Source organism: Bacillus basilensis (assembly GCF_050630465.1).
Lineage (GTDB): Bacteria > Bacillota > Bacilli > Bacillales > Bacillaceae_G > Bacillus_A > Bacillus_A basilensis.
In genome coordinates this window covers 103,759-117,051 of sequence record NZ_JBNTQO010000004.1, presented here as the reverse complement: position 1 = coordinate 117,051, position 13,293 = coordinate 103,759, and the positions used below count along the sequence as shown (strand labels likewise).

General features: G+C 37.2%; 11 protein-coding genes and 1 riboswitch. Of the genes, 3 read left to right on the top strand and 8 right to left on the bottom strand.

Annotated elements, in window-relative coordinates:
• Positions 1 to 10: 10 nt before the first annotated feature.
• Positions 11 to 256: a hypothetical protein gene (locus ACQVV1_RS09960; RefSeq protein ID WP_242255929.1), complete on the bottom strand. Its 246-nt coding sequence runs from the start codon at positions 254 to 256 to the stop codon at positions 11 to 13.
• 371 nt (positions 257 to 627) lie between these two features.
• Between ACQVV1_RS09960 and sasP the strand changes: the two genes are divergently transcribed.
• Complete coding sequence (sasP, locus tag ACQVV1_RS09955; RefSeq protein WP_000013339.1) at positions 628 to 831, top strand: small acid-soluble spore protein, SasP family; 204 nt, start codon at positions 628 to 630, stop codon at positions 829 to 831.
• A gap of 50 nt (positions 832 to 881) precedes the next feature.
• On the opposite strand, the gene ACQVV1_RS09950 is transcribed toward sasP, so the two are convergent.
• From ACQVV1_RS09950 to ACQVV1_RS09930, 5 genes are all read right to left on the bottom strand, one after another.
• The gene (locus tag ACQVV1_RS09950; protein ID WP_063223813.1) at positions 882 to 1,616 is read right to left on the bottom strand and encodes an amino acid ABC transporter ATP-binding protein; all 735 of its coding nucleotides are present in this window, start codon (positions 1,614 to 1,616) and stop codon (positions 882 to 884) included.
• Positions 1,617 to 1,644: 28 nt separating this feature from the next.
• A complete protein-coding gene (locus ACQVV1_RS09945; protein ID WP_063223811.1) occupies positions 1,645 to 2,343 on the bottom strand; it encodes an amino acid ABC transporter permease in 699 nt (232 codons plus the stop codon).
• Positions 2,330 to 3,127 (bottom strand): amino acid ABC transporter substrate-binding protein, encoded by a 798-nt coding sequence (locus ACQVV1_RS09940; protein ID WP_000732853.1) that lies wholly within the window; start codon positions 3,125 to 3,127, stop codon positions 2,330 to 2,332. The genes ACQVV1_RS09945 and ACQVV1_RS09940 overlap by 14 nt, the downstream gene beginning before the upstream one ends.
• A 296-nt stretch (positions 3,128 to 3,423) precedes the next feature.
• A complete protein-coding gene (locus ACQVV1_RS09935) occupies positions 3,424 to 5,424 on the bottom strand; it encodes an ABC transporter ATP-binding protein (protein ID WP_063223809.1) in 2,001 nt (666 codons plus the stop codon).
• A complete protein-coding gene (locus ACQVV1_RS09930; protein ID WP_242255926.1) occupies positions 5,421 to 7,181 on the bottom strand; it encodes an ABC transporter ATP-binding protein in 1,761 nt (586 codons plus the stop codon). The genes ACQVV1_RS09935 and ACQVV1_RS09930 overlap by 4 nt, the downstream gene beginning before the upstream one ends.
• Before the next feature lie 590 nt (positions 7,182 to 7,771).
• Here ACQVV1_RS09930 and gapN point away from each other — a divergent pair.
• Positions 7,772 to 9,211 (top strand): NADP-dependent glyceraldehyde-3-phosphate dehydrogenase, encoded by a 1,440-nt coding sequence (gene gapN / locus ACQVV1_RS09925; protein WP_242255924.1) that lies wholly within the window; start codon positions 7,772 to 7,774, stop codon positions 9,209 to 9,211.
• 77 nt (positions 9,212 to 9,288) lie between these two features.
• On the opposite strand, the gene ACQVV1_RS09920 is transcribed toward gapN, so the two are convergent.
• A complete protein-coding gene (locus tag ACQVV1_RS09920; RefSeq protein WP_431168810.1) occupies positions 9,289 to 10,374 on the bottom strand; it encodes a DUF3626 domain-containing protein in 1,086 nt (361 codons plus the stop codon).
• Between the two features lie 100 nt (positions 10,375 to 10,474).
• On the bottom strand, positions 10,475 to 11,305 hold the full coding sequence (racE, locus tag ACQVV1_RS09915) for a glutamate racemase (RefSeq protein ID WP_431168809.1): 831 nt from the start codon (positions 11,303 to 11,305) through the stop codon (positions 10,475 to 10,477).
• A gap of 200 nt (positions 11,306 to 11,505) precedes the next feature.
• Positions 11,506 to 11,693, top strand: a riboswitch (Lysine riboswitch).
• Positions 11,694 to 11,839: 146 nt separating this feature from the next.
• On the opposite strand from racE, the gene ACQVV1_RS09910 reads away from it, so the two are divergent.
• Complete coding sequence (locus ACQVV1_RS09910; protein ID WP_001186292.1) at positions 11,840 to 13,264, top strand: amino acid permease; 1,425 nt, start codon at positions 11,840 to 11,842, stop codon at positions 13,262 to 13,264.
• Positions 13,265 to 13,293: the final 29 nt, after the last annotated feature.

Below are 13,293 nucleotides of genomic sequence, written 5' to 3'. Positions count from 1 at the left end.
AGTTTTCTATTTATACAAGTTTTACTACAACCTCTGTTTCCACATTACATACTCCGCAATAAAAAATATGATTGCAGTATTCATTTGAATTATTATTTGTTAATCCATCTACTGCACTTAATAATTCTTGGTCCATATACGCACTATAATCGTCTATGTAATCTACAGCCTTCCCATAATCTTGGAGTATACCTTGGCAATTTTGACAAGAATATGTTTGTGATTCTAATGCGTTGCAAAGCGGGCAAATTCCCATCACGATTCCTCCATATAATTGTATCTAGCTACGTATAGGAGCGGCTTGCCCTATTCTTACTTAAAATAAGAAGTTAATGATTTGCCTCACAATAGCAGGATACAAAAAGAAAAATATATTTCATATTGCTCTTAGTTTAGCCTTCTTTCTAAAAAATACAACGATTACTCTTATTTCATACTTTACGAAATCACTAAGATTTTTTTACAAAATTTACAAATTATTTTTTTGTATATCTTTCTAGGTAACATCCATACTATGAGTACAAACTTAATTACCGATGGATTAGCGCCAACGGGGCGATAATCTGGTTCAACTCCAGCTAGTCCAACCAAAAAAAATTTTTATAACTCTAAGGAGGATATATTCCTATGGCAAACCAAAATTCTTCAAATCAATTAGTAGTACCAGGAGCAACAGCTGCAATCGACCAAATGAAGTACGAAATCGCTCAAGAATTTGGTGTACAATTAGGAGCAGATTCTACGGCTCGTGCTAACGGTTCTGTTGGTGGAGAAATTACAAAACGTCTAGTTGCAATGGCTGAGCAAAGCCTTGGCGGATTCCAAAAATAAATATATATGGCAAAAAGGTCTCAAGGCATATGCCTTGAGACCTTCCTTATTTACTGCAACATTTGTAAAAACTTCTTCGTGCGTTCTTCTTTTGGATTTGTAAATACATCTTCTGGTGTACCTTGTTCGACAACGACACCGCCATCCATGAAAATAACACGGTTCGCAATTTGATGTGCAAAGCGCATTTCGTGCGTTACAATAACCATCGTCATGCCTTCTTTAGCAAGTTCTTTCATTACTTTCAGAACTTCTTGAACGAGTTCAGGATCAAGTGCTGACGTCGGTTCATCAAATAGTAACACTTCCGGCTCCATCGCAAGCGCGCGAGCAATTCCAACGCGCTGTTGTTGTCCGCCTGATAATTGGAACGGATATAAGTCTACTTTATCCGCAAGACCAACTTTTTCAAGGAAGTAGTTTGCTTTTTTCTTCGCTTCTTCTTTCCCCATCTTTTTCACTGTAACGAGACCTTCCATTACATTTTGAAGTGCTGTTAAATGCGGGAATAAGTTATGGTGCTGGAATACCATACCTGTTTGTGTACGAAGGTTTACAATATCTTTCTTCGATACTTTTTGAGAGAAATCGAGCTCTTTATTACCGATGCTGATACTACCAGCGTTCGGCGTTTCTAGCACATTGAGACAGCGTAAGAATGTCGTTTTTCCAGATCCAGACGGTCCAATAATAACAACAACTTCGCCCTTCTCAACTGTTAAATCTATATGCTTTAGTACGGTATTATCTCCGAAACTTTTTTGTAAGTGCTGAATTGAAATCATAAAAACAAAAACTCCTTTTGTAAAAGGATTATTTTAACGTGTAGCGTTCTGAACGCTTCTCTAACATCTGCTGTACGATTGATAGTAAGAAACAAATAACCCAATAAATAAGACCTGCTTCAAAATAAACAATTAAAAACTCGTAGTTCATTGCCGCAATTTCCTGCGCTTTTCGGAACATTTCTGTTACTAAAATTAACGATGCTAATGAAGTATCTTTCACTAAGCTAATAAATGTATTTGAAAGCGGCGGGATTGATACGCGCGTTGCTTGTGGTAAAATAACACGTTTTAACGCTTGCGGGTATGTCATCCCAATTGTATAAGCTGCTTCCCACTGCCCTTTCGGAATGGAAAGAATCGAAGCACGAATAATTTCAGATGCATATGCACCGACATTTAATGAAAATCCAATAACTGCTGCTGTATATGGCTCAACTTCAATATTAAGAGTTGGAAGACCATAGAAAATAATAAATAATTGTACAAGAAGTGGCGTTCCGCGAATGATAGATACATAGATACGAGCAATCCATTGTAAAATACGACTACCTGAAATACGTGCAAGCGCCGTTAACGTCGCAAGTATAATCCCGATAATAAATGTAATAAGCGTTAATGGAATTGTTGTAAAAACAGCTTCCTTCAGCATAGGCATGAAGGAAGACTGCATAATATCTATCCAAGTAGACAATCGATCTGAAGCCAATGCACTACTTAGATACATTTTCACCGAACCATTTTTTCGCTATTTTGTCGTACGTACCGTCTTTTTTCATATCTTCTAACGCTTTGTTTACTTCTTGTACTAGCTTGTCGCTACCTTTACGGAATAAGAATCCACTTTGTGACGCTTCTTTTTCTGTATCTACAATTTTAATTTTTGCATCTTTTTTCGTTTCTAAATAGTTTAACACTGATAATTTATCATTAATTGTGAAATCAACACGGCCAGTGTTTAATAATTCTGCCGCTTGGCTAAAGCCTTCTACATTCGTGATTTCCGCGCCATTTTTCTTAGCAATATCTGCATAGTTACTTGTTAAAGATTGTGCTGCTTTTAATCCTTTTACATCAGCAAATGTAGCAGGTTTATCTTTATCTTTTGCAATAACCAATACCGCTGAAGAGGAAACGTATGGGCTAGAGAAGTCATATTTCTTTTGACGATCTTCACGAATACCAACTTCATTCGCAACCATATCAAAACGTTTTGCATCTAAACCAGCAAGTAAGCTATCCCATTGTGTTTCTTTAAATACAGGCTTTACTCCTAAACGTTTTGAAACTTCTTCTGCTAATTCAACATCGAATCCAGTTAATTTATTGCTTGAATCGTGGAATGTAAATGGTGGATATGTACCTTCTGTACCAATTACAAGTTCACCGCTTTGTTTAATCTTTTGTAACGCGTCTTGACTAGCTGTATCTTTTTTCTCTTCTTTACCGCAGCCCGCTACAATCCCGATCGCTAATGTAGTTACTGCAAGTACTGAAAATAATTTTTTCATGATGGTAATCCTCCAAGTATTCTGATAGGAATTTAAAAACTATATTGATTGTATGCAATCTTGAACAATTTTTCAATGAAAATGTTCTTATTTAGTTTATCCTTTTTCTTCATAATCAAACAAAAGGGAAAAATAATGCTACATACAAAAAATAAGTAACATTTTTTAATATAGCATTTATAGAGAAAAAGGTAAAACAATACTTCTTATTTAACCATTATGATTTATCGAAGAATCGATCTATTCGCCCATATAAAAAGAACTTGCGAAAATCGCAAGTTCTCCCCCCGTGCATATTAAGCGCTCTGATTTCCTTCCATTTGCGTTTTGTACATATCGTAATAACGCCCGCGCTTTTTCATTAGTTCATCATGAGAACCTTTTTCCAAAATGGTCCCTCTATCAAGCACAATAATTTGATCTGCACTTTTAATTGTTGAAAGTCGGTGAGCAATAATAAATGTCGTTCTTCCTTTTTTCACAACTTCTAGTGCTTGTTGAATCATCGCTTCTGTCTCTGTATCAATACTAGATGTCGCTTCATCTAAAATTAAAATGGCTGGATCAAAAGCAAGTGCCCTAGCAAAAGAAATAAGCTGACGTTCTCCAGTAGAAAGTGTGCTTCCCTTTTCTGTAATTTCTTCATTTATATTGTTCGCAAATCTTTCAGCACCAACGTCACGCAATGCTTTTACAATACGCTCTTTTGAAATTTTTTCATTCTCTAAGCTAACATTAGATGCTACTGTCCCGCTAAATAAAAACGGATCTTGCAATACGATTCCCATATGTTCACGAGTTGCTTGTTTTGGCATCTCTTTTACGTCGTGACCGTCAATTGTAAGCTTTCCTTTTTCAAACTCATAAAACTGAAAGAGTACATTCATAATGGAACTTTTTCCTGATCCAGTATGACCGACAAGTGCCACTGTCTCGCCTTGTTTCGCTTCAAAAGAAATATTTTTTAACACTTCATCTTTTCCATTATAAGAAAACGACACATTATCAAATTTCACGTTCCCTTGTAAGCGAGGCATACGTTCCTCTTCTACCGCTTCCCCTTTTTCCTCTAACAATTCAAAAACACGTTCTGATGCAACACGCGATTGTTCTAAGTTAGCAAGCTGATTTACCATATTTGTAATTGGTGAGAACAATCGTGTTAAATAATCAACGAACGCATACAGTATCCCTAGAGAAATGACGCCTGTAGCACTTAATGAAGCACCACCAAAATACCAAATCACACCTGTGAAAGCGATATTTCTTAATACAGACACTAAGTTATGCGAAGTTGCGGCATTTAAATTCAAAATTTTATTTTGATACTTAAAATAATCGCCATTTAATTCTTCAAACTCTTTTTTCGTTTCACGCTCTTGACGGAACGCTTGAATAATCGGCATCCCTTGAATGGATTCATTCACTGTTCCGTTAATATCTGATAAACGTGAACGCATTTTATGATTGTATACAGACGCATACTTTCTATATAAAATAGCCCAAACAATTAAAATTGGGATGATGAGTAAACATAACGTTGCCAACTTTACATCGAGTAAAAATAGCGCAGCGAATATCCCAATAATATAGATGATACTAGAAACGAATGTTGCCAGCACCGTTACATATAAATCACGAATGGCTTCCGTATCATTCGTTACACGCGACACAATTTTCCCTGCTGGTAAATGATCGAAATAACGAATCGGCAACGTTTGAATATGAGAAAACACATCTTCCCTCATAATTTGAATAATTTTGTTCGCTGCCTTCTGCAAGAAGAACTGCTTTCCATATGCAAACAATGACACGACTACTAATAAAGCAAAATAGCCACCACCAAGTAATAATAAACGGTTTATTTCTGGTTTATAAAACGCAAATACTTCTTCTTTCGTTAATGCTTTCGCTTTATACACTTGCACTGCCTTACCATTTTGAACGGTAATCATATCACCTTTTACAGTACGTGATCCTTCAACATTCACTTTATTCGGTACAAAATAATATTGAAAACCGACCTGCATCACGCGTACTTCTTTTCCTTTTTTCTCCCCTTCTTCAAAGCGATCGCTTCGCTTATAAAAGGTGCCATTATACGAAACAGCCTCTTCACTCTTTTCTGTTTCATACCAAGGTTTCTCTATTCCAACGATATGATCGTCAATCATCGTTTTCGCGACGAAAGGACCAGCAAGCTCTGCTATGACGAAAATAAATAACATTAGCATCGCTGCAAAAATCGTTCCTTTCACTTTCATCGCATATTGAAACAATCGTTTTGAAACGCTCATATTTTCACCCCACTATCTGCACTTTCACTTTCACCTTGTTGTCTTTCAAACTGCTCCGCATACCAGCCTCCGCTTTTGATAAGCTGATCATGCGTACCCTCTTCTATTACTTCACCTTCATCCATAACCAGAATCCAATCCGCATGCTGTACGGCTGATAAACGGTGCGTCGTAATAATCGTCGTTTTTCCGCTTCTTTCTGTTCTTATATTTTCGATAATCGCTGCTTCTGTACGAGCATCAACAGCTGATAAAGAATCATCCAAAATTAAAATTTCTGGATTTTGAATAACAGCTCGCGCAATCGAGATCCTTTGTTTTTGCCCTCCTGATAAAGAAACACCTTTCTCTCCAACGAGCGTTTCTAACCCTTCTGGTAAAAACTCTAAATCCTTTTTAAACGCCGCAATTTCAATTGCTTTCTCAAGCTCTTCTTCCGTCGCTTCCCTGTTCCCAAACAAAATATTTTCCTTCGCTGTTTTAGAGAACAAAATATGCTCCTGCGGTACATAACCAATCCATCCAAGTACATTTTCATTCGTTATTTTATCTAACGTCACATCAGAGACTGCAATATCCCCATCTCCAAGCGGATATTGGCGAAGAAGCTGACGTACGAGTGTCGTTTTTCCGCTTCCTGTTTTTCCAACAACCCCAAGTGTTTCCCCTTGTTTTAATGTAAACGAAACCTTCTTTAAATTTGTTTCAGTTGATGAAGGATATGAAAAGGTAACGTCATCAAACTGAATATAATCCGGCTCTTGTACAAGCTTTGGATTTTCGGGATTTTTCACATCTGGTTCATACGCTAACGTTTCATTCACACGATCTAATGAAGCATTTCCTCTTTGCATAACATTAATTAATTCGCCAATTGCAAACATCGGCCAAATCATCATCCCTAAATACACGTTAAAGGAAACAAGTTCGCCAAGTGTCACCTTTGATTGAAATACAAGATATGCGCCGTACACTAAACCAATTAAATAACTAAGGCCAACAAGCATTTTCACAGTTGGTTGGAATAGTGCATCAATTCTAGCTACCTTCATATTTTTTTCGTAGACGTCATCTCCTAAATGATGAAATCTTTCTTGATCTGCATTTTCTTGTACGTATGCACGAATCACGCGCACACCAGCTATTGACTCTAGTACTTTATCGTTCATATCACCGAACGCATCTTGCGCAACTGTAAATCTTTCATGCAATTTCTTTCCATATATATTCATTGCATACGCCATAATCGGAAGCGGTATAAGTGCCGCAAATGTAAGCTCCCAACTAATTGTAAATCCCATCATAAAGACAATCGTAAGCATATATAAACTAGAATCAACGAGCGTTAATATACCGAAACCAGCTGTCATAGCGATTGCTTTTAAATCGTTTGTCGCTCTCGCCATTAAATCACCAGTACGATTTTTTTGATAAAATGTTGGCGTCATCTTAAGTAAATGCCCCATAAACTTAGAACGCATCGTTTTCTCAAGTACGAATGCTCCGCCAAACAATTGATGTTGCCACACAAAAGTAAGACCATATCCAACGATTGTAACCCCTATTAAAATAAGAATAGACTGCATAATTGCTTCTTTCGTTAACGTTCCTGTTTTTATATTATCAATCGTAACCCCTAACACTTTCGGGGGAATAACCTCAACTATATTCACAATTAAAAGAGCTCCAATGGCGATACTATATCTCTTCCAATGCTCTTGAAAAAACCATTTTAACTTTAGTAATACTGATAACAATGTAACCTCTCCCTTCTCGTTCTCGTTTCAATCTCATTTCTTTATCCGCTATCCAGACCCATCACATTTACATTTCGTAACCCATACAATCTCATCACATTTTTCCACCTTCCAAAATTTTATATAGTAACATGGAAAATAAACAAAAAAAAGCATACCGTCGCTTGACGATATGCACAAAAATGCATAAAAAGCGTACGTTACGATATACGCAACGTACGCTTTTTATAAGACAAAGATGCCCTATATATCCGCACGGGTTGCGTAATGATATAAATGTTTTCTGCCATTTAACAGAGCTAAGCCCTTTACATTTACGATTACAATCATTACGCACACCCCCTTCATTTATTTTCCATTTATAATCTTACAACTTTATTGAGTATTCTGTCAATTGTTTTTTCACACATTAAACAAAAATATATGATACACCATTTTGAAATAAGGGAATCTTCTGTAAGAAAGGGCATACAAAATAAAAAAAGAATAAGAAATCGTTTTCACAAACATTTCATTTGAAAAATGTTATCAAACCCCCTACAATCACCTTATACTCACTCTTACAAGTTGCTATTTTAGGAGGACTAATCATGACAACTAGCAATACGTACAAATTTTATTTAAACGGAGAATGGAGAGAAAGCTCTTCAGGAGAGACAATTGAAATTCCATCTCCATACTTACACGAAGTAATTGGACAAGTACAAGCAATTACTCGCGGAGAAGTAGATGAAGCAATTGCATCTGCAAAAGAAGCTCAAAAATCATGGGCGGAAGCTTCTCTACAAGATCGCGCAAAGTATTTATATAAATGGGCTGATGAGCTCGTAAATATGCAAGATGAAATTGCCGATATCATTATGAAAGAAGTCGGTAAAGGATATAAAGATGCGAAGAAAGAAGTTGTTCGTACAGCTGACTTTATTCGTTACACAATCGAAGAAGCTTTACATATGCACGGAGAAAGCATGATGGGCGATAGCTTCCCTGGCGGAACGAAATCTAAACTTGCGATCATCCAACGTGCACCACTTGGTGTTGTATTAGCAATCGCACCATTTAACTACCCAGTAAACTTATCTGCTGCAAAACTTGCACCAGCATTAATTATGGGTAACGCTGTTATTTTTAAACCAGCAACTCAAGGTGCAATTAGCGGTATTAAAATGGTTGAAGCACTTCATAAAGCTGGCCTTCCAAAAGGTCTTGTAAACGTAGCGACAGGACGTGGTTCTGTAATTGGTGACTACTTAGTAGAACACGAAGGCATCAATATGGTATCGTTCACAGGTGGTACAAACACAGGTAAACATTTAGCGAAAAAAGCTTCAATGATTCCACTTGTATTAGAACTTGGTGGTAAAGACCCTGGTATCGTTCGTGAAGATGCTGACTTACAAGACGCTGCAAACCATATCGTAAGCGGTGCATTCTCTTACTCTGGTCAACGTTGTACAGCTATTAAACGTGTACTTGTACACGAAAACGTAGCGGACGAGCTTGTTAGCTTATTAAAAGCGCAAGTAGCTGATCTATCAGTTGGATCTCCAGAACAAGACAGCACAATCGTTCCATTAATCGACGACAAATCTGCTGACTTCGTTCAAGGTTTAGTTGACGACGCTGTTGAAAAAGGTGCAACGATCGTTATCGGTAACAAACGTGAGCGTAATTTAATTTACCCAACATTAATCGACCACGTAACAGAAGAAATGAAAGTTGCTTGGGAAGAGCCATTCGGCCCAATCCTTCCAATCATCCGTGTTTCTTCAGATGAACAAGCAATTGAAATTGCTAACAAATCAGAGTTCGGCCTGCAAGCAAGTGTCTTCACTAAAGACATTAACAAAGCATTTGCAATTGCTAACAAAATCGAAACTGGTTCTGTTCAAATTAACGGACGCACAGAGCGCGGCCCTGACCACTTCCCATTCATCGGTGTAAAAGGTTCAGGTATGGGCGCACAAGGTATTCGTAAGAGCCTTGAGTCTATGACACGCGAAAAAGTAACTGTATTAAACTTCGTTTAATCTTATATGTAGAAGCTGATCTAGTTTTAGATCAGCTTCTTTTTGTATACATACTTCAAAAAACAGAGTATGTAGTTCTACTTCTGATTTGGTTTCCCAAACCGAACTAAAACATGCCATAATAATTTTAATTCCTGAAGCACTTCCTCATAAGTTCCACGATCACTCCAAGATAATGGATTTTGTTTCAAATCCACTACAGCAGAGCCAATTATATTTGCATCGATACAATTATTCCGTGCAATGCGTCTTGCTAAAGATGGCATTTTTGAACCTCTAAAATCCATTGGAATTTCGTCTACCATAAGTATAAAGCCCATGTGCCAATACAAATCAATAGAATACTTCAGGCAAATTTCTTCTAAAGTTCTTCCTACATCCGTACCCTTAAATGAAGGATCCGCAACAAGCGCTTCCACGTCTTCTTTAAGAGAAATATCTCCATGAACTTGCGCTTCAATATAATGATTAAGATTACGGGCTGGCTCTTTGTCTGCTGAATCTATTAACGGCCTTTCCAGATTAGCCAGTAAATGATTAATGAATCTTGTTGGATTCAAATTCCCTTCCCCAATTGCAAACTCTCTTACGAATGTCTCTTCCAAAAGAGCAGCTAAAATCATATCAAACTCTTCATAAGTCCCCTTTTCTTTTGGATCTTGATGCGAATCTAAATACGTATATGTAGAGCGATAAGAAACTTTTGGAGATAAGAGAAAGTAACATGACCCAAAACGCGGAGCAGGCCCATCTGGATGTAACATCAAATTTAGCGCTCCATACTTTGGCCGTTGATCATTCGTTACACCCTCAAGTTGATATGCTCCTCCAAATATTCTCTTTTCCCAAAGGTCACGTTCACCGCCAGGATAAGCAGATACGCTTCCGTTAGATAGCAATGTTTCAAACTGACTTTTATATATGCCTTGCTCAAGCAGTGCTTCAGCAATATTTTTCATATTCGAATCTAGTCTGTCTGGATGAAAGTGTAAAGCAATCCTTGCATGAGATTTTAAATTAACAACAGCTTCTTCAAACATTTCATCTGTAATATTAGACATTTTAAGTATATGATTAATTGTTGCTTTAGCCCCGCGTTTTTCGTTCTCTGCATATTTTGAAATATACTCTAAAGCAAATAATTGAGACCTTGATAAATCCATAATCAAACCTCTCCTTTAATTGAAATGACCTTAATCCTTTCAATTAAAGGTGCATTTTTTCCTTCTTATACAAATTGAACAAAAAGCACTTTAACAAATCCTAGTTATAGATACGAGCCTTTTTTATAGGTAAATTCACACATTCTACAGAAATTTGATACCCTAGCCAGCGCTCAGCAATCTGTTCAAATGATAAGGCAGAGCCTGTTGTAAAAAAGCGATGCTTCGGATTCAGGTTATCAGACAGGATTCCTTTGTGCTGTAAAATTGTGCTTAACTCTATCGCTGTTTCTTCTGCGGAACTAATAATCGTTACATCTTCCCCTAGTTCCTTTTTTATATAGGACTCTAAAAGTGGATAATGCGTACATCCAAGAATTAACGTATCTATATCTTCTTTCGTTAATGGCAGTAAAGCTTGTTTCACTTGCTGCGTTACATATGCAATATCTTCTAATTGATTTTCTACAACTGTAGCTAAAGTCGGGCACGCGTGACTATGTACTTCCAAATATGTATCAAGCTCGTGCAATGCTTTTTCGTACATATTAGACTGTATCGTACCTACAGTTCCAATTACTCCGATTTCCCCTTTCTTTGTCACTTTAATTGCCGCTCTTGCTCCCGGATGTATAACGCCAATAACCGGAATGGACAGTGCTTCTTGCAGCGCAGTCAATGCAGCTGCTGCAGCAGTATTACATGCTACCACTAGAGCTTTTAACGGAAATTGTTTGAGGAACTCAACCATTTCAAATACGAAAGATTGTACCTCTTCTACACTTCTTGGCCCATACGGACAACGCTCATTATCACCAAGATAATAAATGCTCTCTTTAGGCAATTGTCTTATAATTTCGCTCGCAACTGTTAATCCCCCAACTCCCGAATCTAACACACCTATCACTGAATGTTTATGACATACAGACATATACTTCATCCCCTTTTCAATCTTCTAGCGTCAATAACATTTATTATATTATGAAAATTCAATATTACATAATAATCCCTCTCCCTTTTAATCACAAACTCTTCTCTATAATCTGATTATTAATATATCCATTGACGTATAAAAATTCATTTGTTACTCTTAAAGACGTTAATTTAATATTTAAATCCTCATTCGTATCTCGGTGAGGTAGAGGTTGCAATCATTAAGAGTATCATTTCAGGAGATGTAGTGGCATTGATGAAGGAATGAGAAAGGAATGATTGCCGAAGTAAGCCCGTGTCCACCATGCACGCTTGCTGGGTCTGCATTTAATAAGTGCAGAACTGTCACAAACGAAACGTTTCGTTTGTGGAGAGCTATCGAGAGGTATGTCGTGGGTTTCTTATAAGATAGAAAGCATGTAGCGGCAGATTACGTGCTTTTTTTGTTTTGTTTGGGACTTCTCTTCTCTACTAAGAAGACATACATATCTCCTCGCTTGACTTGGTTATACTAACTTTGGAGGTATTTTCTATGCAACAAAAAAAATGGGGCTTTTGGGTACTAACAGCTTTCGTTGTCGGTAACATGGTTGGCGCTGGGATTTTCATGGTGCCAAGTACGTTGGCACAAACAGCAAGCCCTCTCGGTGTCACTTTAGCTTGGTTAACAACAGGGTTTGGTGTTTTAATGCTAGCTCTTGTTTTCGGTAATTTAGCAATTCGTCGTCCTGATTTAACGACAGGACCACAAAGTCATGCATATGCTTTATTCTCAACACCAAAAAAGAAAAAAATGGCTGGTTTCAGTATGGTATGGGGATATTGGGTTGCAAACTGGGCAAGTAATGTTGCCATTATTACATCTTTCGCGGGATATTTATCACTCTTCTTCCCAATTATGAAAGATACACGACTACTATTTTCAATCGGTTCTTTTAACATAGAAGTCGGAAAACTAATTACATTTACGATTTGTTCCATCTTACTTTGGGGAACTCATATTATATTAACAAACGGTGTAAGCGGAGCTGGAAAACTAAACTTCTTAGCAACAACAACGAAAGTAACTGGATTCCTTTTATTCATCGTCGTTACGTTATTTGCATTCGAAGCTTCTAAGTTTGGACAATGGTACACACCGATGATTGATAAATCAGGTGTATCACACGGTCTTCTTTCACAAGTAAACTTAGCTGCTCTTACAACACTTTGGGCATTTATCGGAATTGAATCAGCGGTTCTTTTATCAAACCGTGCTGTTTCTCCAAAAACAGTAAAACGTGCAACAGTTGCAGGATTACTTATTACAGTTGCGATTTACTTAGGAATTACAATTTTAACAATGGGTGTACTTCACGTTGATAAATTACAAGCTTCAGAACGTCCATTAGCAGATGCACTAAATGCTGCAATGGGTCATGGCGGCGGGAAACTGATGGCATTACTTGCTCTTACTTCCCTATTCGGTTCGATCTTAGGCTGGATTTTATTAAGCTCAGAAGTACCTTATCAAGCAGCAAAAGAAGGTTTCTTCCCTTCCTTCTTCACAAAAACAAATAAAAAAGGAAGTCCAATTTATTCATTACGCTTAACAAACATTATGTCGCAAGTGTTCCTATTCTCAACATTATCAGGAACCATTGCGGAAGCTTATACATTCGTTATTACCGTATCAACACTGGCCTATCTCATTCCATATCTAGTTTCACCAATCTTCCAGTTAAAACTAGTCGCAACTGGTGAAACGTATAAAAATGAAATGCGAGCAAGAATTACAGATGGCATAGTCGCCGTTATTGCACTTTGTTACGCACTATGGGTTATTAAAACGGGGGCCTCCGATATTAAAACGTTCCTTCTTGGAATTGGTTTATTCGTAATCGGTTTTGCCTTCTATCCATTAATGAATCGTGATCAGAAAAAAAATAACGAAAAGAAAAACGGGCAAGTTGCATAACGCAATTTGCTCGTTTTTTCTTTTGTAAA

Bases quoted from the DNA above. Each gene is read 5' to 3' on its own strand.
- racE (WP_431168809.1), bottom strand. From the start codon at position 11,305: ATGTCTGTATGTCATAAACATTCAGTGATAGGTGTGTTAGATTCGGGA.
- ACQVV1_RS09945 (WP_063223811.1), bottom strand. From the start codon at position 2,343: ATGTATCTAAGTAGTGCATTGGCTTCAGATCGATTGTCTACTTGGATA.
- ACQVV1_RS09950 (WP_063223813.1), bottom strand. From the start codon at position 1,616: ATGATTTCAATTCAGCACTTACAAAAAAGTTTCGGAGATAATACCGTA.
- ACQVV1_RS09935 (WP_063223809.1), bottom strand. From the start codon at position 5,424: ATGAGCGTTTCAAAACGATTGTTTCAATATGCGATGAAAGTGAAAGGA.
- ACQVV1_RS09940 (WP_000732853.1), bottom strand. From the start codon at position 3,127: ATGAAAAAATTATTTTCAGTACTTGCAGTAACTACATTAGCGATCGGG.
- ACQVV1_RS09910 (WP_001186292.1), top strand. From the start codon at position 11,840: ATGCAACAAAAAAAATGGGGCTTTTGGGTACTAACAGCTTTCGTTGTC.
- sasP (WP_000013339.1), top strand. From the start codon at position 628: ATGGCAAACCAAAATTCTTCAAATCAATTAGTAGTACCAGGAGCAACA.
- ACQVV1_RS09960 (WP_242255929.1), bottom strand. From the start codon at position 256: ATGGGAATTTGCCCGCTTTGCAACGCATTAGAATCACAAACATATTCT.
- gapN (WP_242255924.1), top strand. From the start codon at position 7,772: ATGACAACTAGCAATACGTACAAATTTTATTTAAACGGAGAATGGAGA.
- ACQVV1_RS09920 (WP_431168810.1), bottom strand. From the start codon at position 10,374: ATGGATTTATCAAGGTCTCAATTATTTGCTTTAGAGTATATTTCAAAA.